25 protein-coding genes are annotated in these 22021 nt (G+C 73.7%); 14 read left to right on the top strand and 11 right to left on the bottom strand.

All coding sequences use genetic code 11. The features are described 5' to 3' along the window. Positions 1-132: 132 nt before the first annotated feature. Positions 133-1539 carry a molybdopterin-dependent oxidoreductase gene (locus tag AC3ET3_RS00125; protein WP_435611399.1) on the top strand — a complete coding sequence of 469 codons (1407 nt, stop codon included), beginning with the start codon at positions 133-135 and terminating at the stop codon, positions 1537-1539. Between the two features lie 403 nt (positions 1540-1942). On the opposite strand, the gene AC3ET3_RS00120 is transcribed toward AC3ET3_RS00125, so the two are convergent. From AC3ET3_RS00120 to AC3ET3_RS00110, 3 genes are all read right to left on the bottom strand, one after another. Further along, positions 1943-2707, bottom strand: a complete 765-nt coding sequence (locus tag AC3ET3_RS00120; RefSeq protein WP_435611398.1) for a class I SAM-dependent methyltransferase — start codon at positions 2705-2707, stop codon at positions 1943-1945. Next, complete coding sequence (locus AC3ET3_RS00115) at positions 2704-3333, bottom strand: TIGR04282 family arsenosugar biosynthesis glycosyltransferase (RefSeq protein WP_435611397.1); 630 nt, start codon at positions 3331-3333, stop codon at positions 2704-2706. Before AC3ET3_RS00115 ends, AC3ET3_RS00120 begins: the two co-directional genes overlap by 4 nt. A 247-nt stretch (positions 3334-3580) precedes the next feature. Further along, positions 3581-4273: a glycosyltransferase family 2 protein gene (locus AC3ET3_RS00110; RefSeq protein ID WP_432133662.1), complete on the bottom strand. Its 693-nt coding sequence runs from the start codon at positions 4271-4273 to the stop codon at positions 3581-3583. 103 nt (positions 4274-4376) lie between these two features. On the opposite strand from AC3ET3_RS00110, the gene AC3ET3_RS00105 reads away from it, so the two are divergent. Together AC3ET3_RS00105 and AC3ET3_RS00100 are read left to right on the top strand one after the other, a co-directional pair. Next, a complete protein-coding gene (locus tag AC3ET3_RS00105) occupies positions 4377-5141 on the top strand; it encodes a response regulator transcription factor (RefSeq protein WP_432133663.1) in 765 nt (254 codons plus the stop codon). A 2-nt stretch (positions 5142-5143) separates the two neighbouring features. Continuing rightward, positions 5144-6256 (top strand): sensor histidine kinase, encoded by a 1113-nt coding sequence (locus AC3ET3_RS00100; RefSeq protein WP_435611396.1) that lies wholly within the window; start codon positions 5144-5146, stop codon positions 6254-6256. Between the two features lie 36 nt (positions 6257-6292). Here the strand turns inward: AC3ET3_RS00100 and AC3ET3_RS00095 are convergent, their stop codons facing one another. The 3 genes from AC3ET3_RS00095 to AC3ET3_RS00085 all read right to left on the bottom strand — a co-directional run bounded on the left by AC3ET3_RS00095 (position 6293) and on the right by AC3ET3_RS00085 (position 10200). Then, positions 6293-7294 carry an NAD-dependent epimerase/dehydratase family protein gene (locus AC3ET3_RS00095; protein WP_432133665.1) on the bottom strand — a complete coding sequence of 334 codons (1002 nt, stop codon included), beginning with the start codon at positions 7292-7294 and terminating at the stop codon, positions 6293-6295. Positions 7295-7712: 418 nt separating this feature from the next. Next, entirely contained in the window at positions 7713-8459 is a 747-nt protein-coding gene (locus tag AC3ET3_RS00090; protein WP_432133666.1) for a DUF4142 domain-containing protein, read from the bottom strand. 130 nt (positions 8460-8589) lie between these two features. Next, positions 8590-10200, bottom strand: coding sequence for a right-handed parallel beta-helix repeat-containing protein (locus AC3ET3_RS00085; protein WP_435611395.1), 1611 nt, complete (start codon positions 10198-10200; stop codon positions 8590-8592). Positions 10201-10532: 332 nt separating this feature from the next. Here AC3ET3_RS00085 and AC3ET3_RS00080 point away from each other — a divergent pair, with 332 nt between their 5' ends. From AC3ET3_RS00080 to AC3ET3_RS00055, 6 genes are all read left to right on the top strand, one after another. Continuing rightward, positions 10533-10976, top strand: a complete 444-nt coding sequence (locus AC3ET3_RS00080; protein WP_435611394.1) for a sortase-dependent protein — start codon at positions 10533-10535, stop codon at positions 10974-10976. Next, positions 10973-11647, top strand: coding sequence for a class F sortase (locus AC3ET3_RS00075; protein WP_432133669.1), 675 nt, complete (start codon positions 10973-10975; stop codon positions 11645-11647). Before AC3ET3_RS00080 ends, AC3ET3_RS00075 begins: the two co-directional genes overlap by 4 nt. Positions 11648-11686: 39 nt before the next feature. Then, on the top strand, positions 11687-12178 hold the full coding sequence (locus AC3ET3_RS00070; protein WP_432133670.1) for an RNA polymerase sigma factor: 492 nt from the start codon (positions 11687-11689) through the stop codon (positions 12176-12178). After that, positions 12162-12857 carry a hypothetical protein gene (locus tag AC3ET3_RS00065; RefSeq protein ID WP_432133671.1) on the top strand — a complete coding sequence of 232 codons (696 nt, stop codon included), beginning with the start codon at positions 12162-12164 and terminating at the stop codon, positions 12855-12857. The genes AC3ET3_RS00070 and AC3ET3_RS00065 overlap by 17 nt, the downstream gene beginning before the upstream one ends. A gap of 120 nt (positions 12858-12977) precedes the next feature. Next, entirely contained in the window at positions 12978-13415 is a 438-nt protein-coding gene (locus AC3ET3_RS00060; protein WP_432133672.1) for a luciferase domain-containing protein, read from the top strand. 24 nt (positions 13416-13439) lie between these two features. Next, positions 13440-14039, top strand: a complete 600-nt coding sequence (locus AC3ET3_RS00055; RefSeq protein WP_435611393.1) for a MepB family protein — start codon at positions 13440-13442, stop codon at positions 14037-14039. Positions 14040-14091: 52 nt separating this feature from the next. On the opposite strand, the gene AC3ET3_RS00050 is transcribed toward AC3ET3_RS00055, so the two are convergent. Further along, the gene (locus tag AC3ET3_RS00050) at positions 14092-14721 is read right to left on the bottom strand and encodes a DUF4396 domain-containing protein (protein ID WP_435611392.1); all 630 of its coding nucleotides are present in this window, start codon (positions 14719-14721) and stop codon (positions 14092-14094) included. Between the two features lie 162 nt (positions 14722-14883). On the opposite strand from AC3ET3_RS00050, the gene AC3ET3_RS00045 reads away from it, so the two are divergent. Further along, positions 14884-15705, top strand: a complete 822-nt coding sequence (locus AC3ET3_RS00045) for a DUF2182 domain-containing protein (RefSeq protein WP_432133675.1) — start codon at positions 14884-14886, stop codon at positions 15703-15705. A 310-nt stretch (positions 15706-16015) separates the two neighbouring features. Continuing rightward, complete coding sequence (locus AC3ET3_RS00040; RefSeq protein WP_432133676.1) at positions 16016-16741, top strand: flavodoxin family protein; 726 nt, start codon at positions 16016-16018, stop codon at positions 16739-16741. Positions 16742-16846: 105 nt separating this feature from the next. Here AC3ET3_RS00040 and AC3ET3_RS00035 read toward each other — a convergent pair whose 3' ends face one another. Beyond that, complete coding sequence (locus AC3ET3_RS00035) at positions 16847-17302, bottom strand: SRPBCC family protein (RefSeq protein WP_435611391.1); 456 nt, start codon at positions 17300-17302, stop codon at positions 16847-16849. A 166-nt stretch (positions 17303-17468) separates the two neighbouring features. Further along, a complete protein-coding gene (locus AC3ET3_RS00030) occupies positions 17469-18065 on the bottom strand; it encodes a TetR/AcrR family transcriptional regulator (RefSeq protein ID WP_432133678.1) in 597 nt (198 codons plus the stop codon). Between the two features lie 167 nt (positions 18066-18232). Between AC3ET3_RS00030 and AC3ET3_RS00025 the strand changes: the two genes are divergently transcribed. The 3 genes from AC3ET3_RS00025 to AC3ET3_RS00015 all read left to right on the top strand — a co-directional run bounded on the left by AC3ET3_RS00025 (position 18233) and on the right by AC3ET3_RS00015 (position 20761). Beyond that, on the top strand, positions 18233-19255 hold the full coding sequence (locus tag AC3ET3_RS00025) for an aldo/keto reductase (protein ID WP_432133679.1): 1023 nt from the start codon (positions 18233-18235) through the stop codon (positions 19253-19255). 35 nt (positions 19256-19290) lie between these two features. Then, positions 19291-20190, top strand: coding sequence for an LLM class flavin-dependent oxidoreductase (locus AC3ET3_RS00020; RefSeq protein WP_432157503.1), 900 nt, complete (start codon positions 19291-19293; stop codon positions 20188-20190). Positions 20191-20326: 136 nt separating this feature from the next. Further along, entirely contained in the window at positions 20327-20761 is a 435-nt protein-coding gene (locus tag AC3ET3_RS00015; protein ID WP_432133681.1) for a VOC family protein, read from the top strand. A 158-nt stretch (positions 20762-20919) separates the two neighbouring features. Here the strand turns inward: AC3ET3_RS00015 and AC3ET3_RS00010 are convergent, their stop codons facing one another. Further along, positions 20920-21123 carry a cold-shock protein gene (locus AC3ET3_RS00010; RefSeq protein ID WP_007383480.1) on the bottom strand — a complete coding sequence of 68 codons (204 nt, stop codon included), beginning with the start codon at positions 21121-21123 and terminating at the stop codon, positions 20920-20922. A gap of 229 nt (positions 21124-21352) precedes the next feature. Continuing rightward, positions 21353-21685 carry a helix-turn-helix domain-containing protein gene (locus AC3ET3_RS00005; protein ID WP_432133682.1) on the bottom strand — a complete coding sequence of 111 codons (333 nt, stop codon included), beginning with the start codon at positions 21683-21685 and terminating at the stop codon, positions 21353-21355. Positions 21686-22021: the final 336 nt, after the last annotated feature.

The following is a 22021-nucleotide window of genomic DNA, read 5'->3' as shown; positions in this document are numbered from 1 at the left end:
TGGCTGTGTGGGGATCACACCCGGCACGCTAGGGCGGACGGCGCTCCGATGGGTGGCGCACACGGCGGACGTCAGCGTTTCGTCATGGGTCGCAGGGGCTTTTCGGGCCCTCTCCCGGCCTACGGTCGAGGCATGCGCGACCCTCGCCTCCGGCTTCCCACCTCGCCCGGCTTCTGGCGCAGCCCGCTGCGCGGACCCTGGTTCACCTCGGTGCTCGGGCTCGTCCTCCTCGTCGGCATCACCGTGCTGTTCGTGACCGGGCTCGTCTCGTACGCCGCCTACAACCCGGACCTCTCGCCGGTGAACGACATGACGCCGGACAAGGGCGTCCTCGGCTTCTACCTGTTCTCCTGGCCGACCGACCCGCCCTGGCTGTACCGGCTCAACCAGGGTGTCCACGTCACCCTCGGGCTGGTGCTCATCCCGGTGCTGCTGGCCAAGCTGTGGTCGGTGGTGCCGAGGCTGTTCACCCTGCCCCCGGCCCGCTCCCTCGCCCACGCGCTGGAGCGGCTGTCGCTGCTGCTGCTGGTCGGGGGCGCGCTCTTCGAGTTCACGACCGGCGTGCTCAACGTCCAGCTGGAGTACGTGTTCCCCGGCTCCTTCTACCCGCTGCACTTCTACGGCGCGTGGGTGTTCTTCGCGGCGTTCCTCGCGCACGCGGCGCTGAAGCTGCCGACGGCGGTACGGAACGTACGGCGGATGCGCACCGAGTCCGGCCGCACCGGTGAGTCCGGCCAAGCCGGAGAGCCCGGCCAAACCGGAGAGTCCAGCCAGGCGGGTGAGTCCGGCGAGTCCGACCGGGCCGGTCAGGCCGGTCAGGCCGGTCAGGCCGTCCGGACGACCGCCGAGGCCGGCCGGACCGCCGGGCGCGCGGACGGGGACAGCGATCTCGTCTCGCCGCGCCCCGAGCCGCCGACGGTCTCCCGGCGCGGGGCGCTGTGGTTCGTCGGCGGAGGCTCGCTGCTGATGTTCCTGACCAGCGTCGGGCGCAACTTCGACGGTCCGCTGCGGCGCACCGCGCTGCTCGCCCCGCACGGCGGAGCCGAGCCGGGCAGCGGCCCGAACGGCTTCCAGATCAACAAGACGGCCGCCTACGCGGGCATCGTGCCGGCCGAGACCACCGACGAGGCGTGGCGGCTGGTCGTCGTCGGCCGGGACGGCGCGACGGTCCGGCTCGGCCGGGCCGATCTGCTCCGGCTCCCCCAGCACAGCTCGGCGCTGCCGATCGCCTGTGTCGAGGGCTGGTCGACCTCGGACCAGTGGTGGCGCGGGGTGCGGCTGCGGGACCTGGCCGCGCTCGTGGGGTACGACGGTGATCCGCCGGACGTCCTGGTGGAGTCCCTGCAGCGGCGCGGCGCCTTCCGCCGGGCCGCGCTGCGCGCCAACCAGGTCGCCGACCCGCGTTCCCTGCTCGCCCTGCACGTCAACGGCGAGGAACTGTCCCCCGACCACGGCCACCCGGCCCGGGTGATCGTGCCCGCCGCGCCCGGGGTGCTGAACACCAAGTGGGTGGCCCGGATGACCTTCGGAGACCTGTGATGACGGCACTGAGGACGAGGGCACGCAAGACGACGGTGCTGAGGGCGAGGGCTCTGAAGGAGAGGGCGCTGAAGGTGCTGAGGACGCGGCCCGCCGTCCGGCTGCCGCTCGGCAGCCCCTTCCAGATCCTTCTGCTGGCGGCCTCGTTCGCGCTCGCCGGGTACGCGGGGGTGCGGCTGTTCGCCGACGACTGGTTCGGGGTGGCGGTGTGGTTCGTCGGCGCCGCGCTGCTGCACGACCTCGTGCTGCTCCCGGTGTACGCGCTCGCCGACCGGGCCGTCCTGCGCGGCTTCGGCGCCGCACGGCGCCGCGAGTGGGCGCTGTACGTGCGGGTGCCGGCGGCGCTGTCCGCGCTGCTGCTCCTGGTGTGGTGGCCGCTGATCAGCGGCTCGGTGGACCGCCGTTACCGGGCGGCGTCCGGGCTGTCGACGGAGCCGTTCCTCGCCCACTGGCTGCTTATCACCGGCGTGCTCTTCGCCGGTTCGGCGCTGCTGCTGGCGGTGCGGGTGCGCAGAGCGGCGAAGCAGCGTCCCCCGGCGCTCCACTGACCGGCCCGCCGCCAGCCGCGGGCGTACCGCAGGAGGGCCGGTGTGCCCAGGCGCGCCCACGGGAACGGGGCGTCGGGCGCGTCGGCGTCGGCGACGTCGACGACCTGCACGTGGGCGCGCTCGTCGATGTCCACGGGCGCCGTCTCGGCGATCAGCAGCCCGCCCGGGGCGAGCAGCCGGGCCGCTCGGTCCAGGAGGGCGCGCGGGTCGCCGCCGATGCCGATGTTGCCGTCCATCAGCAGGACGGTGCCCCAGCGGCCCTCGCCGGGCAGCGGGTCGAACACCGAGCGGCGCAGCGCCTGCCCGCCGAGAGCCTCGGTGTGGGCGACGGCCGCCTCGCTGACGTCGATGCCGAGGACGGTACGGCCGCGCGCCGCCAGCTCGGCGACCAGCCGGCCCGGGCCGCAGCCCACGTCGAGGACGGCGCCCTCGCAGCGGTCGAGCACGGCCCGGTCCACCAGGTCGGCCCGGGCACACCACCGTTCGACCTCCAGCGGCAGCAGCCAGCCGTCGGTGCGGCGAAGGAAGAGGGGGCCGCGACCGGCGCGCAGGGCGGTGGCGTACGGGTCGGAGGCCGCCCAGGCGGGGGCGGGGACGGTGAGTTCGGGGGCGCTGCTCATCGGCGGCCCGCCGGAACGGGCGCGGCGAGGGCGGCGAGCCGGGCGGCGAAGCGGCCGTCCGGGGCCAGCGCGGCGACCTCCTCGGCGTCGGTGGCGGTGTCCACGTCCCGCAGGCACGGCAGCTCCCGCACCCGCAGCCCCGCCGCCGTCAGCCGCTCGCGCTGCGCGGCGCCGGTGTGCGCCGTCGACATCGGCACGCCGCGCAGCAGCGCCGGGTCGGGTGTGGCCAGGCCCAGCGCCCAGAAGCCGCCGTCGGCCGCCGGCCCGAACCAGGCGTCGCAGTCCGCGAAGCCGACGGTCAGCAGCTCCGGGGTGACCTGCGGGGTGTCCATCCCGATGAGCAGTGCCGGCCCGCCCGCGTGGCGCGCGAACGCGTGCGCCAGCCGTTCGTCGAGCCCGCCCGCGCACTGCCGTACGACCTCGAAGCCGGGCGGCAGCCAGGGGCCGGGCTCGCCGTCGAGCACCAGGACCCGCCGGGCGGCGGGCGCCGCCGCCACGGCGTCGAGCGTGTCGGCCAGCGCGGCCTCCGCGAGCGCGGCGGCCTCGACGGGGCTGAAGGGCGGCGTCAGCCGCGTCTTCACCCGCCCGGGCAGGGGCTCTTTGGCGATGACGAGCAAGGTGGTCATCGGGCGCTCCGTTCGGTGGGGTGCGGGTTGACTGGGACGGAGGGCGCCCCGCCCGGGGGCGGCCCGTCCGCGAACGACCGGGACGCGAACGACCGGGACGCGAACGACCGGGACGCGAACGACCGGGACGCGAACGACCGGGACGCGAACGACCGGGACGCGAACGACCGGGACGCGAACAATCGGGACGCGAACAATCGGGGTGAGGGCGGCCGGGGCGAGGACGACTCGGGCGCGCCACGGCGCCTCACCGGACCGCCCCCTCGGAGAGGACCCGGCTCATGTCCCGGACCGCCTGCCACGTCCCGCGCCACGTCCCCGTGACCTTGGACTTTCCGGTGCGCGGCCGGTAGGGCACGTCGTACTCGCGGATCCGCCACCCGGAGTCGGCGGCCCGCACGACCATCTGCAGCGGATAGCCGCTGCGCCGGTCCGTGAGGCCGAGGCCGAGCAACCGGTCGCGGCGGGCGGCCCGCAGCGGCCCGATGTCGTGCAGGCGCACTCCGGTCCGGCGCCGCAGCATGCGGGAGAGGGCGAGGTTGCCGGCGCGCGCGTGGGCCGGCCAGGCGCCCCGGGCCTGTGGGCGCCGCCGGCCGAGCACGAGGTCGGCGTCGCCGTCGCTCACCTCCCGCACGAAGGGCACCAGCAGCCCGGGGTCGAGGGACGCGTCGCAGTCGCAGAAGCAGACGACGTCGGCGGTCGCGGCGGTCAGCCCGGCGTGGCAGGCGGCGCCGAAGCCCCGGCGCTCCTCGTGCACCACGGTGGCGCCGAGGGAGCGGGCGAGGTCGGCGGAGCCGTCGGTGGAGCCGTTGTCCACGACGATCGCGCGCCAGCCGTCCGGGATACGGCCGAGGACCCAGGGAAGGGCCTCGGCCTCGTTGAGACAGGGCAGCACGACGTCGACGTCCTGCGTCGGTGGTGAGGTCGTCACGGGGTTCACCCTACGAATGCAAAACCGGCAATCCGGACATGCGGTCCTTACGAAACGCGGACGTCGCCGTGAGGGTCCCCCGCGCGGGCGGGCACGGTGCGACGCTGGAGGCATGCACCAGCAGCCGTACCAGCCGCCCCGCGAGGACACCCCGGCGCACGCGGGGTCCCGTGTCCTGGTCGTCGACGACGACCCCACCGTCGCCGAGGTCGTCGCCGGATACCTCGACCGCGCCGGTTACGTCGTCGACCGCGCCGACGACGGCCCGACGGCCCTGACCCGCGCCGCCGCCCACCGGCCCGACCTGGTGGTACTGGACCTGATGCTGCCCGGCATGGACGGCCTGGAGGTGTGCCGCCGGATGCGCGACCGGGGAGCCCCGGTCGCGGTCATCATGCTCACCGCGCGCGGCGACGAGGACGACCGGATCCTCGGCCTGGAGGTCGGCGCCGACGACTACGTCACCAAGCCGTTCAGCCCCCGCGAACTGGTGCTGCGCGTGGAGTCGGTGCTGCGCCGCACCCGCCCCCGTGACGGCGGTCCGGCCCGCCCCGGCGCCCGGCCGCTGGGCGCGGCCGGCCTGACCGTCGACCCGGCCGCCCGCCGCGCCACCAAGCGCGGCACCGAACTCGCCCTCACCCTGCGCGAGTTCGACCTCCTCGCGTTCTTCCTGCGCCACCCGGGACAGGCCTACAGCCGGGAGGACCTGATGCGCGAGGTGTGGGGCTGGGACTTCGGCGACCTGTCCACCGTCACCGTCCACGTGCGGCGGCTGCGCGGCAAGGTCGAGGACGATCCCGCCCGCCCCCGCCTCATCCAGACGGTGTGGGGCGTCGGCTACCGCTTCGACCCGGCCGGCGCGGAAGGGGCGGCCTGAGCATGCGCGACACCCTCCTCATCGCCCTCTACGCGTTCGCCGGGGCCGCCGCCACCGGTCTGGCCGGCGCGGCCGTGCTGCGGCTGGTCCGCCGCCGCTCGCTGACCGCGTCGCTGGCCGTGGTGGCGGCCGTGGGCGTGACCGCCATGCTCGCGGGCACCCTCGCCGTCGCCTGGGCGATGTTCCTCTCCCCGCACGACCTGACCGTCGTCACCACCGTGGTGGCGATGGCGGCCGTGGTCTCTCTCCTCACCGCGCTGCTGCTGGGCCGCTGGGTGGTGGCGAGCAGCCGCGAACTCGCCGTCGCGGCACGGTCGTTCGGCGACGGCGAGTTCGCCGCGCCGGCCGCGCCCGCCACCGCCGAACTGGCCGCGCTCAGCCGGGAACTGGCGGCGACCAGCGCCAGGCTCGCCGAGTCGCGGGAGCGGGAGCGGGCCCTGGAGACGTCCCGGCGGGAACTGGTCGCCTGGATCTCGCACGACCTGCGCACCCCGCTGGCCGGTCTGCGCGCCATGTCGGAGGCGCTGGAGGACGGCGTCGCCGCCGACCCGCACCGCTATCTGCGCCAGATCCGCACCGAGGTGGAACGCCTCAACGACATGGTCGGCGACCTCTTCGAACTGTCCCGCATCCACGCGGGCACCCTGCCGCTCAGCCCCAGCCGGATATCCCTGTACGACCTGGTCGGCGACGCCCTCGCCGGCGTCGACCCGCTGGCCCGCGAGTACGGCGTACGGCTGGTGGGGCAGCGGGTGGACCCGGTGCCGGTCGAGGTGGACGGCAAGGAGATGAGCCGGGTCCTGGGGAACCTGCTGGTCAACGCGATCCGCCGGACCCCCGCCGACGGCACCGTCATGATCGCCGCGGAGAGCTCCGACGAGGGCGTCGTCCTGTCGGTCACCGACGGCTGCGGCGGCATCCCCGCCGAGGACCTGCCCCGTGTCTTCGACACCGGCTGGCGGGGCACCGACGCACGGACCCCGCCGGCCGGAGCCGGACTGGGCCTGGCCATCGTGCGGGGCATCGTGGAGGCCCACCGGGGCAGCGCCACCGTCCGCAACATCCCGGGCGGCTGCCGCTTCGAGGTGACCCTGCCGGTGGCGCAGCGGGCGTGAGGCGCGGCCCCGTCACTCGGACGAGCCGCCTCCCGGTCACTCGGACCGGGCGAACTCCCGCATCCCGTCCGCGAAGGCGACCTCGGGCCGCCAGCCGAAGGCGGCGCGCAGCCGGGAGGAGTCGGCGGTGATGTGCCGTACGTCGCCCAGCCGGTACTCCCCGGTGACGGCCGGGGCGGGGCCACCGGCGGCGGCGGCCAGCGCCTCGGCCATCTCGCCGACGGTGTGCGGGTCGCCGCTGCCCGTGTTGTAGGCGGCGAGCACCCCGCCGGGCGTCTCGCCCGCGACCCCCGCCTCCAGCGCGACCACGTTGGCGGCGGCCACGTCCCGGACGTGCACGAAGTCGCGCCGCTGCCGGCCGTCCTCGTACACGCGGGGCGGGCGGCCGTGGGCGAGGGAGGAGCGGAAGAAGGAGGCGACACCGGCGTACGGGGTGTCGCGGGGCATCCGCGGCCCGTACACGTTGTGGTAGCGCAGCGAGACCGCGCTGCCGTCGGTCGACCGGGCCCACGCGGCGGCCAGGTGCTCCTGGGCCAGCTTGGTGGTGGCGTACACGTTGCGCGGGTCGGCGGGAGCGTCCTCGCCGACCAGCCCCGGCACCAGGTCCTCCTTGCACTCCGGGCACAGCGGCTCGAACCGTCCCGCGTCCAGCTCCTCGACGGCACGCGGCCCAGGCCGGACGACACCGTGCCGGGGGCACTCGTAGCGCCCCTCCCCGTACACGACCATCGACCCGGCCAGCACGAGGTGCCGTACGCCCGCGTCGGCCATGGCGGCGAGCAGTACGGCCGTGCCCAGGTCGTTGCGCGAGACGTACTCGGCGGCGTCCGCGACCCCGTTGCCGAGCCCGACCATCGCCGCCTGGTGACACACCGCGTCGACGCCGTCCAGCGCCTCCGCGACGGCGGCGGGATCCCGCACGTCCCGCGCCGGCTCACCCCGCACGTCGTACACGACCGCCTCATGTCCCCGCTCCCGCAGGGCATCCACCACATGTGACCCGATGAAACCGGCACCGCCGGTGACCAGTACGCGCATCCCCCCACGCTAGGCCGCCCCGGCCCCCGGCACCCCGAGCCACGACACCACGTCACCACTCCGTAAGCCTCTCGGGCGACACCCGGGGGAGCCGGGGCCGATCCCGGAGCCGGCGGGCCGCGCACGCCCGCCGTCGGTCAGGGCGTCGCCCGCTTCCGCAACGGGCGGGGGCGCGGGCGGGACGTTTCCGTGGGCGCGGGTGGCCGAACTCATGGCGCGCGTCGACATGGGCGGGCGCCCGACGGTGCCCCGCGAACCCGCCCCCCTGGTCGACGGTCCGCCGGTCCGTTCCCCCACCGCCGGGCCAAGGACCTGCTCCCTGCTGACGGGCGCCGCGTGCGTCCTGAGCGAACGAACGGGGCGGAGGTCCGCACCGCCGGCTGATACACCCGCGAACACCGGTCGACAGAGGCCGGGTTCAGCCCGCCGACGGTGCCGGAGTGGGGGCCGGGGACCTGGTGTTGACGTTGAGGTCCGGGCGCGCGGTGAGGACGACGATGGGGGAGCCGGGCTGCGGCGGCGGCGGGGTGAGCTGGTCGGCGGGGAGGTTGGGCGGGCTGGTCTGCTGGAGGTTGACCTGGTCGAAGTTGACGACGCCGGTCTTCTCCAGAACGGTGATGTGGTCCAGCACCGTGTCGTTGGCGAGGTCGGCGAGCTGCCGGACCAGGGTGTTCTCGGTGTTGGCGCGGACCTTGGCGATGACCGGGAAGATCTGGCCGTGGGTGACGCGCATGATGTTGGCGGCGGTGCTGTCGAACTGCCGCCCCGACAACGCCGCGGACGTCGCCACGAACTGCTGCTGCTGGGGGCTCGCCTGGTTGGGCAGGTCGATGTCCAGCTCGGGCGCGATCTTGCGGCACAGGTCGTCGAGGCCCGCGTGCCCCACGACGAGATGCGCCCCCGCCTCCTTCATCTGCGGCGTGGACCCCTTCTCCATCGCCAGTTCCCCGAGCGGGTACTCCCACAGCCCGGCCGCCCGCACCTTGACGACGAAGTCGCGGTCGGCCTCGGTGAGCGGCCCGTAGGGGGTTTCGCGGACGATCCGGTCCTTGTTGGCCGTCGTCTTCTGCACGCCGAGCATCGTCGGGTACGCCAGCGATGCGACGGTCAACGTCAGCGCACCCGCCACCAGGACGGATCCTGCCAGCTTGCGTGTGACGGGCATCAGGCCTCCACTGGGACGGTTCTCGTGGCCGGAACACAGGAGAGTACGGATCCGGCGGCCGGTCCGATCAATCGGGTGGCGACTTTTTCGCCGCCGCCGGGACCGGCCGAGGTGGAGTGAGGGCGCGGGGCTACAGCGTGATCTGCCTGCCGCCGAGCGTCACGACCAGGTGGCCGTCCGAGGCGTAGGACCAGCCGAGGGCACCCGAGTACGCCGAGCAGCGGGAGCCGTTGGAGCCGGTCCAGAACTGGTTGGAGCCGTCGGCGTCGCCGACCGTCTTGTCGTTGGAGCCGCTGACGGTGAACCGGCACGACGTGTTGTCGCGGTACACCGCGGTGCTGCCGTTGTCGAAGGAGAAGTTGCGGGTGGCGTTGTCGATGCTGAGGTTGGCGGAGACGGCCATCCTGCCCGGGTTGCTGTTCCAGGTGAACCCGTGCTTGCCGTTCTTGTAGGCCATGCTGTGCCGGACGACGTGGTCGACCGCGATGCCGTCGCCGCCCAGCTTGTAGCCGTTGCGGTCGCCGTTGCCGTTCACGGTGCCGTCGCTGAGCGTGCCGTTGCCGTAGGACAGGGAGTACTCGATGGTCACCGGGCCGATGGGGCCGGTGGCCGTCTTGGTGTAGAGGTCCCAGCCGTCGTCGATGTTGTTGTGCGAGACGGCGTACCGGAAGACGTTGCCCGGGCCGGTGGTGAGCTTCGCGGCGAAGCCGTCCGCGTCCTCGCCGTCGGAGTCGGCGTTGTCGTGCGACTCGGCGCTGAGGATCAGGTTGTCGGACGGCCACTGGCTGCTCGGCGTGGAGGAGGAGATCCGGCCGAGCTGCAGCCCCGTGTCCCGGTTGTAGCGGGTGATCGTCCGCTCGACGACGTTGTGGCTGCCGCCGATGTAGATGCCGTTGTCGCCGGCGCGCTCGACGACGATGCCCTGGACGTGCCAGTACGAGGCCATCAGCTGGAGCCCGCGGTTCGACGAACTCTCGCTCTGGCCGGAGAAGTTCAGCACCGGCGTCTCGCCGGGGTAGGCGGCCAGGGTGGTGCGGGCGCCGGAGGTGCCGTCGTTGCCCTGCGGGATGGTGATCGTGGAGGAGTGGTCGTACCTTCCGCCGCGCAGGTAGATGGTGCCGCCGGAGCCGACCCGGCTGATCGCCGAGGTGAGCGTGGTGGGCGCGGACCGGGTGCCGGCCGCCCCGTCGGTGCCGTTCGGCGCGACGTAGAGCGCGCCGCCGGTGGGCGGGGTGGTCGTGCCGCCGGTCTCGACGTCGAGGCGGTCGAGGTTGGGCAGACCGGCGGAGCCGGTGGGGTTCAGGCGGATGGTGTTGCCGCCCGCGTTCAGGGACACGGACACCGTCTTCGTGGCCCAGGTGGACCAGGCGCCGGTGGGCTCGAACGACGGGGACTGCACCGTGGACCCGTTGACGATCAGGTCGGCGGGACGGGCGCCGGCGGTGCCGTTGGCGAAGCGGAAGGTGAGCTGCGCCGTGCCGGCCGCCGGGGCGTTCACCGTGAACTGGGCGTAGGCGCCGACGGTGTTGGTGCCGTTGCAGAAGCCGCTGCCGGAGTATCCGGACCAGTCGGAGTCGATGGTGCCGGTGCAGACGGCGGCGGACGACTCGGCCTCGTAGGCGGTGGTCGCGGCTTCGGCCGTGGTGCCGGTGAGGGCGACGAGGGTGCCGGCCAGGAGGGCGGTGGACGCGAGGGCCGGTGCGAGGCAGGCCGTTCGCCGGGGCGTCGTTCGCAGGTGCATCTTCGTCTCCAGGGGGTGGTGGCGGGCATGCGGGTGCCGTGCCGCGATGGCTCTTGGAAAGCGCTTTCTCCGGAAAGTAGGAGGGGTGGCGTGCCCGCGTCAATAGACGCGTACGTGATCAGCATTCAGCTATGTGAACAAGCTGCGGGGCTTTGCCATCTCTTTGCAACGCGGCTCGGGGCTCGCTCGTCTCTGGGCTCGGTCTGCGCGATCAGGCGCGGCCGGTCCGACCGCGGCGATCAGCGCGGTCGGGGTGATCAGCGCGATCAGCGCGGTCGGTCCGATCGCCGTTCAGCGCGGCCGGAACGAGACGAGCGAAGGGGAACGAGCCGATGAGGCGAACCACGTGGGCAATGGCGGCGGCTGTGTGCGCGGCGATGGCGGCGCTGGGGGCCGGAGCCGGGACCGCGGTCGCGGACGGGGGGCCGGTGCCGGCCCCGGCGGAGGCGGGGACGACGGCGAAGACGGCGCCCACCCCGGTGCCGAGCACGGTGCCGAGCGCAGTGCCGAGCGTGGTGCCGTCCGAGGCGAACCCGGCGGCGAGCCCCGTCCCCACCACGGCGCCGACCGCCGTGCCGACGCCCGTACCCTCCACCCCCTCGGGGCAGGTGGCCGTCGTGCCGTCCGGGGCGCCCGACACCGGGGTCGCCACGGAGGGGCCGGCGGACGGAACCCGCGGCGGGGCGGTGGCCGGCGGTGCGGCGGCGGTCGCGGCCGGCGGGGCGCTGGTCTTCGTCGTGCGGCGGCGCAGGCGGATGTCCGAGAGCGGAGCATGACCCCGCTCTCCCGGCGCGGGTTGGGTGTCGCGGCGGCGGGAACCGTGGGCGTGCTGCTGACGGGGTGCGGCGGCGGTGGGACGGTCGAGCCGTCGGCCCGCCGGCGGACCGCGCGCGGCGGCGCGTCCCCGTCGGCGCCCGCCGCCCCCGGGGCGGACCGGGCAACCGGCGGCCCCGGCGCGGTGCGTCCGGTGCGGCTGAGAATCCCCGCCATCGGTGTCGACACCCCGCTGCTGCGCCTCGGGCTCGCGGCGGACGGCACGGTGGAGGTGCCGCCGGTCACCGACGACGACCGGGCGGGCTGGTACCGGTACTCGCCGGTGCCGGGCCGGACCGGCCCCTCCGTCATCCTCGGCCACGTCACGGTGGGCGCCTACGGCGACGGCGTCTTCAAGAACCTCGGGCGGCTGCGCCCGGGGGACCGGATCCTGCCCCGCCTGGACGACGGCGGCGCACCGGAGTTCGCCGTCACCGCCGTCCGGACGGTCGCGAAGGCCGACTTCCCGACGGCGGAGGTCTACGGGGACGTGGCCCGGCCCGAGCTCCGCCTGATCACCTGCGGCGGGCCGCGCACGCGTACCGGCGGCGCCGGGGCCGGTGGCGCCGAGGGGGCCGGTGGAGGCGTCGGTTACCGGGACAACGTCATCGTGTTCGCCGCGCTGGTCGCCTGACAGCAGTATGGTCCGCAACCCCGTTGATTCTGGAGAACGTTGAAACGGTCCCGTGACAGGGCGGCGTCCGAGTTGTTCGCCGCCCTCTACCCCCGGCTGGCGGGCTGGTGCCGTCGGCTGGTGGACGACGACGAGACGGCTCATGAGATCGCGTCGGAGGCGTTCACCCGGCTCTGGGCCCGGTGGACATCCGTCGAGGAACCGCGAGGCTTCCTCTACGTCACGGCGGCGAACCTCGTCCGGGACCACTGGCGCAAGCTGGAGCGCGAGCGCAGCGCGGTGCGGCGGGCGGGGTCCGAGGCGGTGGTGCGGGCGCAGGGCGAGGAGGCCGATCCCGCGGTCCGGCTGCTGGTGCGGTCGCTGCCGGAGCGACTGCGTGTGCCGATCCTCCTGCACTACTACGCTGACATGCCGATCCGGGAGGTGTCCGTGCTGACCGGCCGGAAGGAAGGAACCGTCAAGGCCGACCTCCACGCGGCCCGGGAACTGCTCCGCGCACACCTGAGGAGAGACCTTGACCGCACGCTTTGACGACGGACTCGACGATGACGGCCTCGACGACGACGGACTCCACGGTGGCGGGGCCGAGGGGGGCAGGTCCAGCCACGGTGGGGCCGGCGGTGGTGGGCTCGGTGGTGACGGCGGCAGCGGCGGTGGGCTTCCCGGCAGGGGTATGCCGGACGGGGGCTTCGGGGACCTGGGTCTGCCCGACGCGGCTCTCCGTGAGGGGAGTCACCCCGGCGGTGCTTCGGCCGAGCAACTCGCGGCCGGGGACGACCCCCTCGCGGTGATCCTGCGCCCCCGTCCCGAGTTCCTGGGCGCGCCGCCCGGCCGCTACGAGGCGATCCGGCGGGCCGCACACCGGCGCAGGCTGGCCCGTACGGCGGTGGCGGCGGGGGTCGGCTGCGTGGTGGCGGTGCTGGTCGCGGTACCGGTACTGCTGGGGCGTGGCTCCGATGTCCCCGTGTCTCCGGCACCGCCGCTGGCCCCGCCGCCCTCGTTCTCCGGCGGGGTCGACACCCCCCGGCCCACGCTCTCGCCGTCGGTGGTCCCGACGCCCGGCACGCCGTCCGCTAGCGAGGTCCCCACGACCGCCCCGACCCCCTCGCGTCAGCGGAGCGGGTCGCCGACGTCCCACGGGGGCACGCCCAGCCCGGCGACCGGCGCACCGGGGCCCGGCACCGAGCCGGATACGTCGGGGAGACCCTGAGGCGGCCGAAAAGGCTTTCCCCCGCGCGGGGTTGGGACAGCTTAAGCGGAAGCCTCACGTCCGAGTTACGGTTCGCTCAATGTCTGGTGTCGCCGGGGTGATGCGGCGACGATGGGTGCCATGACTCCGGCCGAGCGAGCCATGGCTCACCTGGAAACCTGGCGCGACCTCACCGAAGGTCCGGCCTCCTGCGGCACGGGCCGGGCGCTGAGCACCCCGCACGCCGAGATAGTCCACTTCCACTCGGACCACGAGGTCGATCTGCACCTCACCGGTTCCGCGATCCACCGTTTCGCCGCCGACCTGCGCGCCTCCACGGCCATACGGCTGCTGCCGGGCTCCCGTTGGGTGACCGTCCACCTCGACTGCGATGCCGATGTGCACCTGCTGCTGAGCCTGGTGAGCATGGCCCTCCAGGCCCACCAGGCCCACCCGAACCTTCCGGCCCACCAGGCTCCGCGGGGGGAACGGCCCGGCACGGCCCCCAGCGGCTCGGCCGCGGCCCACTGCAACCGCCACCGGGTGATGCTGGTGCCCCGGGACGCGCCGCTGGTCTGAAAGTCGTCGTGACAGGGTGGGCGCATGACCACGGACCACGAACGCCCAGCCGAACCCCGTCCCGAGCCGTGGTCGGACGGCGCTCCGGCACACCAGGACCTCATGGCGGCGAAGGCGCTCGTCTACGACCCCTGCGGGTTCGTCTGCTCGCTGCCGGTGCCCGAGGCCGAGAGCGCCGAGTACGCCGCACACACGTTCACCCTGGACGGCCTCGCGGTCCGGTATCGCGCGGCCAGGACGACCCCCACCAAGGCCGGCCAGTTCGTCACCGTCTGGAAGAGGTCCCCGGCCGGGCCCATCCAGCCCTTCGACGTCACGGACCCCGTCGACCTCTTCGTCATCAGCACCCGCGACGACCACCACTTCGGCCAGTTCGTCCTTCCCCCGGACGCGCTCCGCCGGCACGGTGTCGTGTCGGCGAACGGCACCGGAGGGAAACGGGCCTTCCGCGTCTACCCGCCCTGGGTGACCCCGCCCAACCGCCAGGCCGGCACGGCGCAGGCGTGGCAGCTGGGCTTCTTCCTGCATCTGCCGCAGGACGGGCCGGTCGACCTGGCCCGCGCCCGGGAGCTCTACCACCCGGCGGGCGGGGCCGGCACCGGCACGTCCTCGCGTCACCACTGATCCCCCGCCGTCACCCGTGCCGGGCGGGGGCCCTCTCTCCGTCCGGGCGCGGTCAGTGGTGGTGGGCGTGGGCCACCGCGTGGCCCTTGCCGCGGCCGATCATCCACTTGTTCACCGGGGTGGTGACCGCGAAGGCCACGGCGAAGCCGGCGAGCAGGGCCCACCAGAAGAGGGCGTCGGACAGCTGGGCGTCCATGGCGTCCGGTATCAGGGCGATGATGCCGTTGTCGGCGAGCTCCATCACGGCGATCGAGACGGTGTCGGCGGCCAGCGCGATCCGGACGGCCGACCTGAGGTCCAGGCCGCCGCGCGCCACCGCGTACAGGGTGAGGGAGTAGCCGAAGACGAACGCCAGCACGACGGCCAGGACCATGGTGGACGCGTTGCCCCACCCGAGCGCGGTGCCGATCACCATGCCGAGGATCTCGCCGACGGCGCACCCGGTGAGGCAGTGCAGGGTGGCCCTCATCGCCATGGCCCAGGAGGTGCCGCCATGGCCGGCGTGGGCGTGGGCGTGGGCGTGCGTGTCGGCGTGGGCATGGCTGTCGTGGCCGTGGCCCTCGTGGCTTCCGTGGCCGGCGTGGCCCGCGCCGGTGCCGTGCGTGTCACGACCGGCGTGAGCCTCACGGCCGCCGTGGTTCTCGTGGCTCTCGTGTGTCCCCTGCTGCGCGGTGTGTTCCATGACCTGCGTCCCCCATCCGGTGTGGTGTGCGCGAGCCCGGTGTTCCCGGCCTCACGAGCAGGAACCATATACCCCCCTGGGGTATTCCGTCGAGGAGGTCTCCGCCGATTCGCGGGGGCACCGATGGCGTGGTGTGCTGGAGAGGCTCGTAGGAGGCACGCCATGCGTCCCAGTCGAGAGTCCGCGCCGAGCGCGGGCGGCGCCGGGCTGCTGCCCAGGCGGGAACTCGCCGTCGCCTGGGTCCTCGTCTCGCTGATCGCCGTACCCGCGTGGGTCCTCACGGCCGGGCAGGCCCGGGAGATGGGGGTCGAGCCGGGCACGATGGGGATGGCGCTCCCGCTGTTCCTGCTGCTGTGGGTCACGATGATGGCGGCGATGATGCTGCCGTCGATGGCGCCGGTGGCCATCACCTGGGTGCGCGGGATCGGCCGGCAGTCCGCCGGCTGGAGCCGGGCCCTGCGGACCGGCGAGGTCGTCACCGGTTATCTGATCGCCTGGTCGGCCTTCGGCGTGCTCGCGTACGGCGTGCTGGCGCTGACCGGCGACGTGGTGGCCGGCCACCCGGACGCCGGGCGGTGGATCGGGTCCGCGGCCTTCCTCCTGGCCGGCCTCTACCAGCTGGGACCGCTGAAGCACGTCTGCCTGCGGCACTGCCGCAACCCCATGGGCCACCTGGTGCACTACGCCGGCTTCCGGCCGCCGGTCAGGGATCTGCGGGTGGGTGTCCACCACGGTGCGTACTGCGTGGGCTGCTGCGCCGGGCTGATGGTGGTCCTGGTGCCGCTGGGCATGATGAACCTCGCGGCGATGGCGGGGCTCTCCGTGGTGATCTTTCTGGAGAAGCTGTGGTCCCGGGGCCCGGCGCTGGGCCGTGTCATGGGCGTGGCCTTCCTGGTGCTGGCCGTGCTCGCGCCGTTCGAGCCGTTCCAGGAGTGGCTGCTGCCGGGGCTGCGGGACTCGGGGTCCTCCATGGGCGGGATGTGAGGCCCGGCCGCCGACTCGGCGGCCGGCGGCCGGCGCCGGTGCGAACCGCACAGGGGCGCCGGAGGAAGGCCGCGAAAGGCCGCCGGGGGAAGACCGCGCAGCGACGCCGGGTGAGGGCCGCGAAACGACTCCGGGTGAGGGCCGCGCAGCGACGCCGAGAGGAAGGGCGCCGAGAGAAAGGGCGCCGAGAGAAATGACGTCTTGATGACCACGGCGGGGCAATCAATGACAAAAGGGACGCGGCGCGAGAAGCTGCGCCGAGACCCGCGCCGAGACCCGCGCCGAGCGACCGCGTTGAAGGAGCAGCCGCATGACCGTTCCCGTCCCCGACCCCTACCGGTTCGACGACCTCACCGCCCTCTACGTCAACTGCACACTGAAGCCGTCGCCGCAGCTCAGCCACACCCAGGGGCTGATCGACAAGAGCCGGGCGCTGATGGACGGCCAGGGCGTGGCCACTGAGGTGGTCCGGGCCGTGGACCACGACATCCCGCCCGGCGTCTACCCGGACATGACCGAGCACGGCTTCGCCACCGATGCCTGGCCGGCGCTGTACGAGAAGGTGATGGCCGCCGACATCCTGGTGCTCTGCGGCCCGATCTGGCTCGGTGACAACAGCTCGGTGACGAAGAAGGTGATCGAGCGGCTCTACGCCTGCTCCGCCCTGCTGAACGAGGCCGGGCAGTACGCCTACTACGGCCGGGCCGGCGGCTGTCTGATCACCGGCAACGAGGACGGTGTCAAGCACTGCGCGATGAACGTCCTCTACAGCCTCCAGCACCTGGGCTACACCGTCCCGCCCCAGGCCGACGCCGGCTGGATCGGCCCGGCCGGCCCCGGTCCGTCGTACCTCGACCCGGGCTCGGGGGGTCCCGAGAACGACTTCACCAACCGCAACACCGCCTTCATGACCTGGAACCTCATGCACGTGGCGGCCCTGCTCAAGCGGGCCGGCGGCATCCCCGCCCACGGCAACCAGCGCACCCAGTGGGACGCGGGCTGCCGCCCCGACGCGCAGAACCCCGAGCACCGCTGACGTGACCGGGCGGTGAGGGCGAGCGGGGCCGGACGGCCGCGCGGCCCTGCCCCGCCCGGCACACCCGGGCGGGCCGCGGGCGGTGACCGCCGACGACGCCCGTGATCAAGGGGCCTGGTCACGAGTGAGCCGCCGCTCCAGGTCCCGCAGGTCCTTGCCGAGCGCGCGCCGCACCTGCCGGGCCATCGGCCCGGCGAGTACGCGGGCCGGCCCGGCCGGCCCGCCGCGCACCCTGATGGCGGCCAGGGTGCCGCCCGGGTACGGCTGGAAGGAGTAGGTGACACGCATCGGCATCGGGGCGACCACGGACTCCATGTCCAGCACCCACGGCGGGTCGTACGCGGTGACGCGCAGGACGTAGTCGATGCGGCGCCCGAGGAACCGGGCGGCCCGGGTGACCTCCGCGCCCGTCCCGAAACCGCCCCCGTCCGCCTCCCGTGTCAGCTCCGCCCGGCGGATGCCCTGCGTCCACTCGGCGTCGTGCCGCCAGTCCATGGCGTACGCGGCCACCCGCTCGGGCGGCAGCGCGATCTCCCGCCGCACGGTCACGTCGATGCCCATGGCCCGCCGCCTCGTCGTCGTACCGGATGACCGGCCCGGTGTCCGGCCCGGTGTCCGGTCGGGTGACTGGATGACCGGGTGACCCCCTGTCCAGGATGAGCACATCCGCCCCGTACGGCGAGGCGGCCGGCGGTCGGTCGCGCCGCCGTATGCCGGGACCTCGGCTTCAGAGCGGTCGGCGCAGCCCCGCCACCAGGAGGGCGACCAGGCGGCGCGCGTCGTAGCGGGGGTCGGTGTCGGCGCCGACGCAGAGGTTGCCGACGCCGCGCATCAGCTCGTAGGAGTCGAGGTCGGCGCGGATCTCTCCGGCGTCGGCGGCAGCCTCCAGGAGCGCCGCGCAGACCGGCACCAGACGGTCGAGGAAGTAGGTGTGCAGCGCCTCGAAGCCGGCGCTGTCGGACTGCATCACGCCTGCCAGCCCGTGTTTGGTGACGAGGAAGTCCACGAACCGGTCGATCCACTGCGCCAGCGCCGCGTACGGGCTGGCGGCGGTCGCCAGCAGCGCGGGGCCGGCGTCGGCGCAGGCGTCGACCTGGTGGCGGTAGACGGCGATGATGAGTTCCGCGCGGGTCGGGAAGTGCCGGTAGATCGTGCCCAGGCCGACGCCCGCCGCCGCCGCGACCTCCCGCACCGGTGCGTCCACGCCCTTGTGTACGAAGACGGTGGCGGCCGCCTCCAGGAGCGCCTCCTTGTTGCGCCGGGCGTCCTTGCGCCGGGCCGGAGCCGGAACCGCGGGTTCCGCGCCCTTGCCGCTCTCGTTCACGTCGAACCCTCTCCCTGTCACCGCCGTACCCGCTTGCCAAAACGGAACAGCGTTCCGTATCGTCCTCGACGGGCGTACCGGAACACCGTTCCGTTTCTCATTCTCCCAGACGCCGGACACCCAGACGCCGGACACCCAGACACCCCCACGACCAGAGGACCACAGTCATGCAGTACCGCACCTTGGGCCGCACCGGTGTGCAGGTCAGCTCGCTCGCGCTCGGCGCGATGAACTTCGGCCCGATCGGCCGCACCACACAGGAGGAGGCGACGGCCCTCGTCGACGCGGCCCTGGAGGCGGGGATCAACCTCATCGACACCGCCGACATGTACGGCGAGGGCGAGTCGGAGCGGATGGTCGGCAAGGCGGTCGCCGGGCGGCGCGAGGACATCGTGCTGGCCACGAAGGCGACCATGCCGATGGGCGACGAGCGCAACCACCGGGGCAGCTCGCGCCGTTGGCTGGTCACCGCCCTGGACGACAGCCTGCGCCGCCTCGGCGTCGACCACGTCGATCTCTACCAGATCCACCGGTGGGACCCGACCACCGGCGACGAGGAGACGCTGTCGGCCCTGACGGACCTTCAGCGCGCCGGGAAGATCCGCTACTTCGGCTCCTCCACCTTCCCGGCGTACCGCATCGTGCAGGCGCAGTGGGCCGCCCGCGAGCACCGCCTGAGCCGCTACGTCACCGAACAGCCCAGCTACTCGATCCTGCAGCGGGGCATCGAGGCCCACGTCCTGCCGGTCGCCGAGGAGTACGGGCTCGGGGTGCTGGCGTGGAGCCCGCTGGCGTCGGGCTGGCTGTCGGGCGCGGTCCGCGCGGGCCGCGACGTCGACACCCACCGCTCCCGGATCCTGCCCGACCGGTTCGACCTCACCGTGCCCGCGAACCAGGCCCGGCTCGACGCCGTGGAACGGCTGGCCCGGGTCGCCGACGAGGCCGGCCTGACGATGATCCAGCTGGCCCTCGGGTTCGTCACCGCCCACCCGGGGGTGACCAGCGCCCTCATCGGCCCGCGCACCCTCGCCCACCTGCACGCCCAGCTCGCCGCGGCCGACACCGTGCTGTCCGCCGACGTCCTGGACGCCGTCGACGCGATCGTCGCCCCCGGAACCGACCTCGCCGCCCACGAGAAGTCCGACACCCCGCCCGCCCTCCTCACGCCGTCCCTCCGTCGCCGCCCCTGACACCCGCCTGCACCCCGCCGAAAGGACCGACCTCCATGTCACCCCCCGCCCAGCGACCCACGTTCGGCATCCTCACCGCCCCCTCCCAGGTCGACTACCAGGACGTCCTGCGCGTGTGGCGGGAAGCCGACGCCACACCCGGGATCGACCACGCCTGGCTGTTCGACCACCTCATGCCGATCGGCGGCGACCCGGACGGCCCGACGTACGAGGGCTGGACCCTGCTGTCGGCCCTCGCGGCCCACACGCGCCGGCTGCGGCTCGGCGTGCTGGTGACCAGCAACCGTTTCCGGCCACCCGCGATGCTGGCGAAGATCGCCACGACGGTCGACATCGTCTCCGGCGGCCGGCTCGACTTCGGCATCGGCGTCGGCTCCCGCCCGGGCCACCCCCTGGCCCGGCGGGAGTACGCGGCCCACGGTCTGCCGTTCCACGACACCGAGCGGGCGGTGGCGAGCCTCGCGGAGGCGTGCACGGTGATCCGGCGCCTGTGGACCGAGACCGAGCCCTTCGACTTCCACGGCGACCACGTGCGGCTCACCGGCGCGTTCGGCAACCCGAAACCCGTGCAGCGCCCGCACCCGCCGATCCTCGTCGGCGGACGCTCCCTGGCCACCCTGCGGGTGGCCGCCGCCCATGCCGACCTGTGGAACATCCCCGGCGGCGACATCGACGACGCCGTCCGCCGCAGTGCCCTCCTCGACCGCTGCTGCGCCGAGATCGGCCGCGACCCGGCGACCCTCACCCGTTCGATCCACCTCCCCGTCGACTACGCCGACCCGGCCGGCACCCGCCACGCCGTCGACGCGGCCCTCGCCGCCGGCTTCCGCCACATCGTGCTGGGCCTGCCGGCCCCCTTCCCGCCGTCCGTGGCACGGTGGCTCACCGCCCACGTCCTGCCGGACCGGCCCGAGCCGGTGGCCGGTCACCCCTGAGGCGAGCCGTCCGTCCGGAAACCGCTCGACGTCCCGGGGCGCCGGTGTCTACGATCCACGGCGCGGCATCGCGTGTCGGTCACCGGCCGGGTGAGGCATGGAGGCGCCGTGGAGATGCCCGTGGAGGCATTGACCCGTGTCAGTCGAGTTCAACCACACCATCGTTCTCTCCCACGACCGGGAGAGGTCCGCCCGTTTTCTCGCCGGGATCCTGGGGCTGGAGGTCGGGGAACCGGCCGGGATGTTCCTGCCCGTGACGACCGCGAACGGCGTCACGCTGGATTTCGCGACCGTCGACACCGACGTCCCCGTACCCGTGCAGCACTACGCGTTCCTCGTGTCCGAAGAGGAGTTCGACGGCGTGCTCGCCCGCCTGGTGGCGGACGGCGTCCCGGTCCAGGCCGACCCGGCGGGCCGGCACCCCGGCCGGATCAACCGCAACGACGGGGGCCGCGGAGTGTACTTCCGCGACCCGGCAGGGCACGGCCTGGAGGTACTCACCCGCCCGTACGGAAGCGATCCGTCCTCCCCGCTGAACGGCGTGACGGAGGAGGTGCCGGGCGCTCGCTGAGGCCGGGGTGGCCGAGGTGGTGGCGTCGGTCGCCGGCCGAGGCCGGAGGCCGACGGTTGCCGAGGGGGTGGCCGTGGGCGCTCGCCGAGCCCCGCGCGCACAAAAGCCGGGGCCCGCGCTCCGAGAGCGCGGGCCCCGGCCCGTGGTATGCGTCAGCGTCAGGCGGGAACGATGTTCTCCGCCTGCGGGCCCTTCTGGCCCTGCGTGACGTCGAAGGTCACCTTCTGGCCCTCCTGAAGCTCGCGGAAGCCGGAGGTGGCGATGTTCGAGTAGTGCGCGAACACGTCGGCGCCGCCGCCGTCCTGCTCGATGAAGCCGAAGCCCTTTTCCGCGTTGAACCACTTCACGGTGCCAGATGCCATATGAATCTCCCTGAGGGGCAGTTCCGGAATCCACACCGTGCGGATCCCGGGTCGCGCGATGATCACCCTGTGGAAGACCGTGAAAAATCTCCGGCAATCAAACTGCAACGGCTATCACGGTAACACGGTCGAACTCGAAGCGCCGGGACACATTTCGATTCTCACCCGAAGGGAATAAAGAAATCCTGCGACGCCCGGCCTGTAATTCTGCTGCCGCCGCGACAGATATTCACTCGGCCGGACCGTCGTCCGGTCCGCGGCGCATCTCCTCGTTCCGCCGCAGCGCCTCCTCCAGCTGATCCTCCAGGACGACGATCCGGCAGGCGGCCTCCACCGGGGTGCCCCGGTCGACGAGGGCGCGGACCCGGGCGGCGACGCGCAGCTGGTAGCGGGAGTAGCGCCGGTGGCCGCCCCGGGAGCGCAGCGGGGTGATGAGTTCCGCCTCCCCGACCGCCCGGAGGAAGGCGGGCGTGGTTCCGAGGATGTCGGCGGCCCGGCCCATGGTGTAGGCGGGGTAGTCGTCGTCGTCGAGGTTGTGGGCCGGGGAGTTCGCGGCGGACATGAAGCCTTCGTCGTCGGGGGACAGGGTGAGGGTCCCGCGCCGGCCCCGCCGGCCCACCGGGCCCGCGGTCCGCCCGACGGCACCCTGCGGCCCCAACCCTAACCTCGCCACCCCGGAAATCTGTTCCGGCCCCGGCAGATATCCGCCACCGTCCCGTACGGATTCCTTGCCGTCGGGTCGGGCCGTACGGGGGCGGGTCCGCGTCGGCGGCGGCGTCCGGACGGGTCCGGACGGGGACGAGCGAGGCCCTGTGGCGTCTGTCATGGCGAGGACGCGGAGCGAGGCGGAGCAGACCGCTTTCGCGTTCCTGTCCGCGCCGCGCCGCGCCGGGTGGGT

The organism is Streptomyces sp. bgisy159 (assembly GCF_057707805.1).
This window is presented reverse-complemented; position numbering and strand designations above follow the sequence as displayed.

Coding starts and splice junctions, on each gene's coding strand:
- AC3ET3_RS00035 (WP_435611391.1), bottom strand. CDS start 17,302: ATGGGCATCGACGTGACCGTGCGGCGGGAGATCGCGCTGCCGCCCGAG.
- AC3ET3_RS00075 (WP_432133669.1), top strand. CDS start 10,973: ATGACCCCGCTCTCCCGGCGCGGGTTGGGTGTCGCGGCGGCGGGAACC.
- AC3ET3_RS00060 (WP_432133672.1), top strand. CDS start 12,978: ATGACTCCGGCCGAGCGAGCCATGGCTCACCTGGAAACCTGGCGCGAC.
- AC3ET3_RS00010 (WP_007383480.1), bottom strand. CDS start 21,123: ATGGCATCTGGCACCGTGAAGTGGTTCAACGCGGAAAAGGGCTTCGGC.
- AC3ET3_RS00025 (WP_432133679.1), top strand. CDS start 18,233: ATGCAGTACCGCACCTTGGGCCGCACCGGTGTGCAGGTCAGCTCGCTC.
- AC3ET3_RS00095 (WP_432133665.1), bottom strand. CDS start 7,294: ATGCGCGTACTGGTCACCGGCGGTGCCGGTTTCATCGGGTCACATGTG.
- AC3ET3_RS00105 (WP_432133663.1), top strand. CDS start 4,377: ATGCACCAGCAGCCGTACCAGCCGCCCCGCGAGGACACCCCGGCGCAC.
- AC3ET3_RS00085 (WP_435611395.1), bottom strand. CDS start 10,200: ATGCACCTGCGAACGACGCCCCGGCGAACGGCCTGCCTCGCACCGGCC.
- AC3ET3_RS00055 (WP_435611393.1), top strand. CDS start 13,440: ATGACCACGGACCACGAACGCCCAGCCGAACCCCGTCCCGAGCCGTGG.
- AC3ET3_RS00080 (WP_435611394.1), top strand. CDS start 10,533: ATGAGGCGAACCACGTGGGCAATGGCGGCGGCTGTGTGCGCGGCGATG.
- AC3ET3_RS00090 (WP_432133666.1), bottom strand. CDS start 8,459: ATGCCCGTCACACGCAAGCTGGCAGGATCCGTCCTGGTGGCGGGTGCG.
- AC3ET3_RS00020 (WP_432157503.1), top strand. CDS start 19,291: ATGTCACCCCCCGCCCAGCGACCCACGTTCGGCATCCTCACCGCCCCC.
- AC3ET3_RS00050 (WP_435611392.1), bottom strand. CDS start 14,721: ATGGAACACACCGCGCAGCAGGGGACACACGAGAGCCACGAGAACCAC.
- AC3ET3_RS00045 (WP_432133675.1), top strand. CDS start 14,884: ATGCGTCCCAGTCGAGAGTCCGCGCCGAGCGCGGGCGGCGCCGGGCTG.
- AC3ET3_RS00005 (WP_432133682.1), bottom strand. CDS start 21,685: ATGTCCGCCGCGAACTCCCCGGCCCACAACCTCGACGACGACGACTAC.
- AC3ET3_RS00100 (WP_435611396.1), top strand. CDS start 5,144: ATGCGCGACACCCTCCTCATCGCCCTCTACGCGTTCGCCGGGGCCGCC.
- AC3ET3_RS00115 (WP_435611397.1), bottom strand. CDS start 3,333: ATGACCACCTTGCTCGTCATCGCCAAAGAGCCCCTGCCCGGGCGGGTG.
- AC3ET3_RS00120 (WP_435611398.1), bottom strand. CDS start 2,707: ATGAGCAGCGCCCCCGAACTCACCGTCCCCGCCCCCGCCTGGGCGGCC.
- AC3ET3_RS00125 (WP_435611399.1), top strand. CDS start 133: ATGCGCGACCCTCGCCTCCGGCTTCCCACCTCGCCCGGCTTCTGGCGC.
- AC3ET3_RS00040 (WP_432133676.1), top strand. CDS start 16,016: ATGACCGTTCCCGTCCCCGACCCCTACCGGTTCGACGACCTCACCGCC.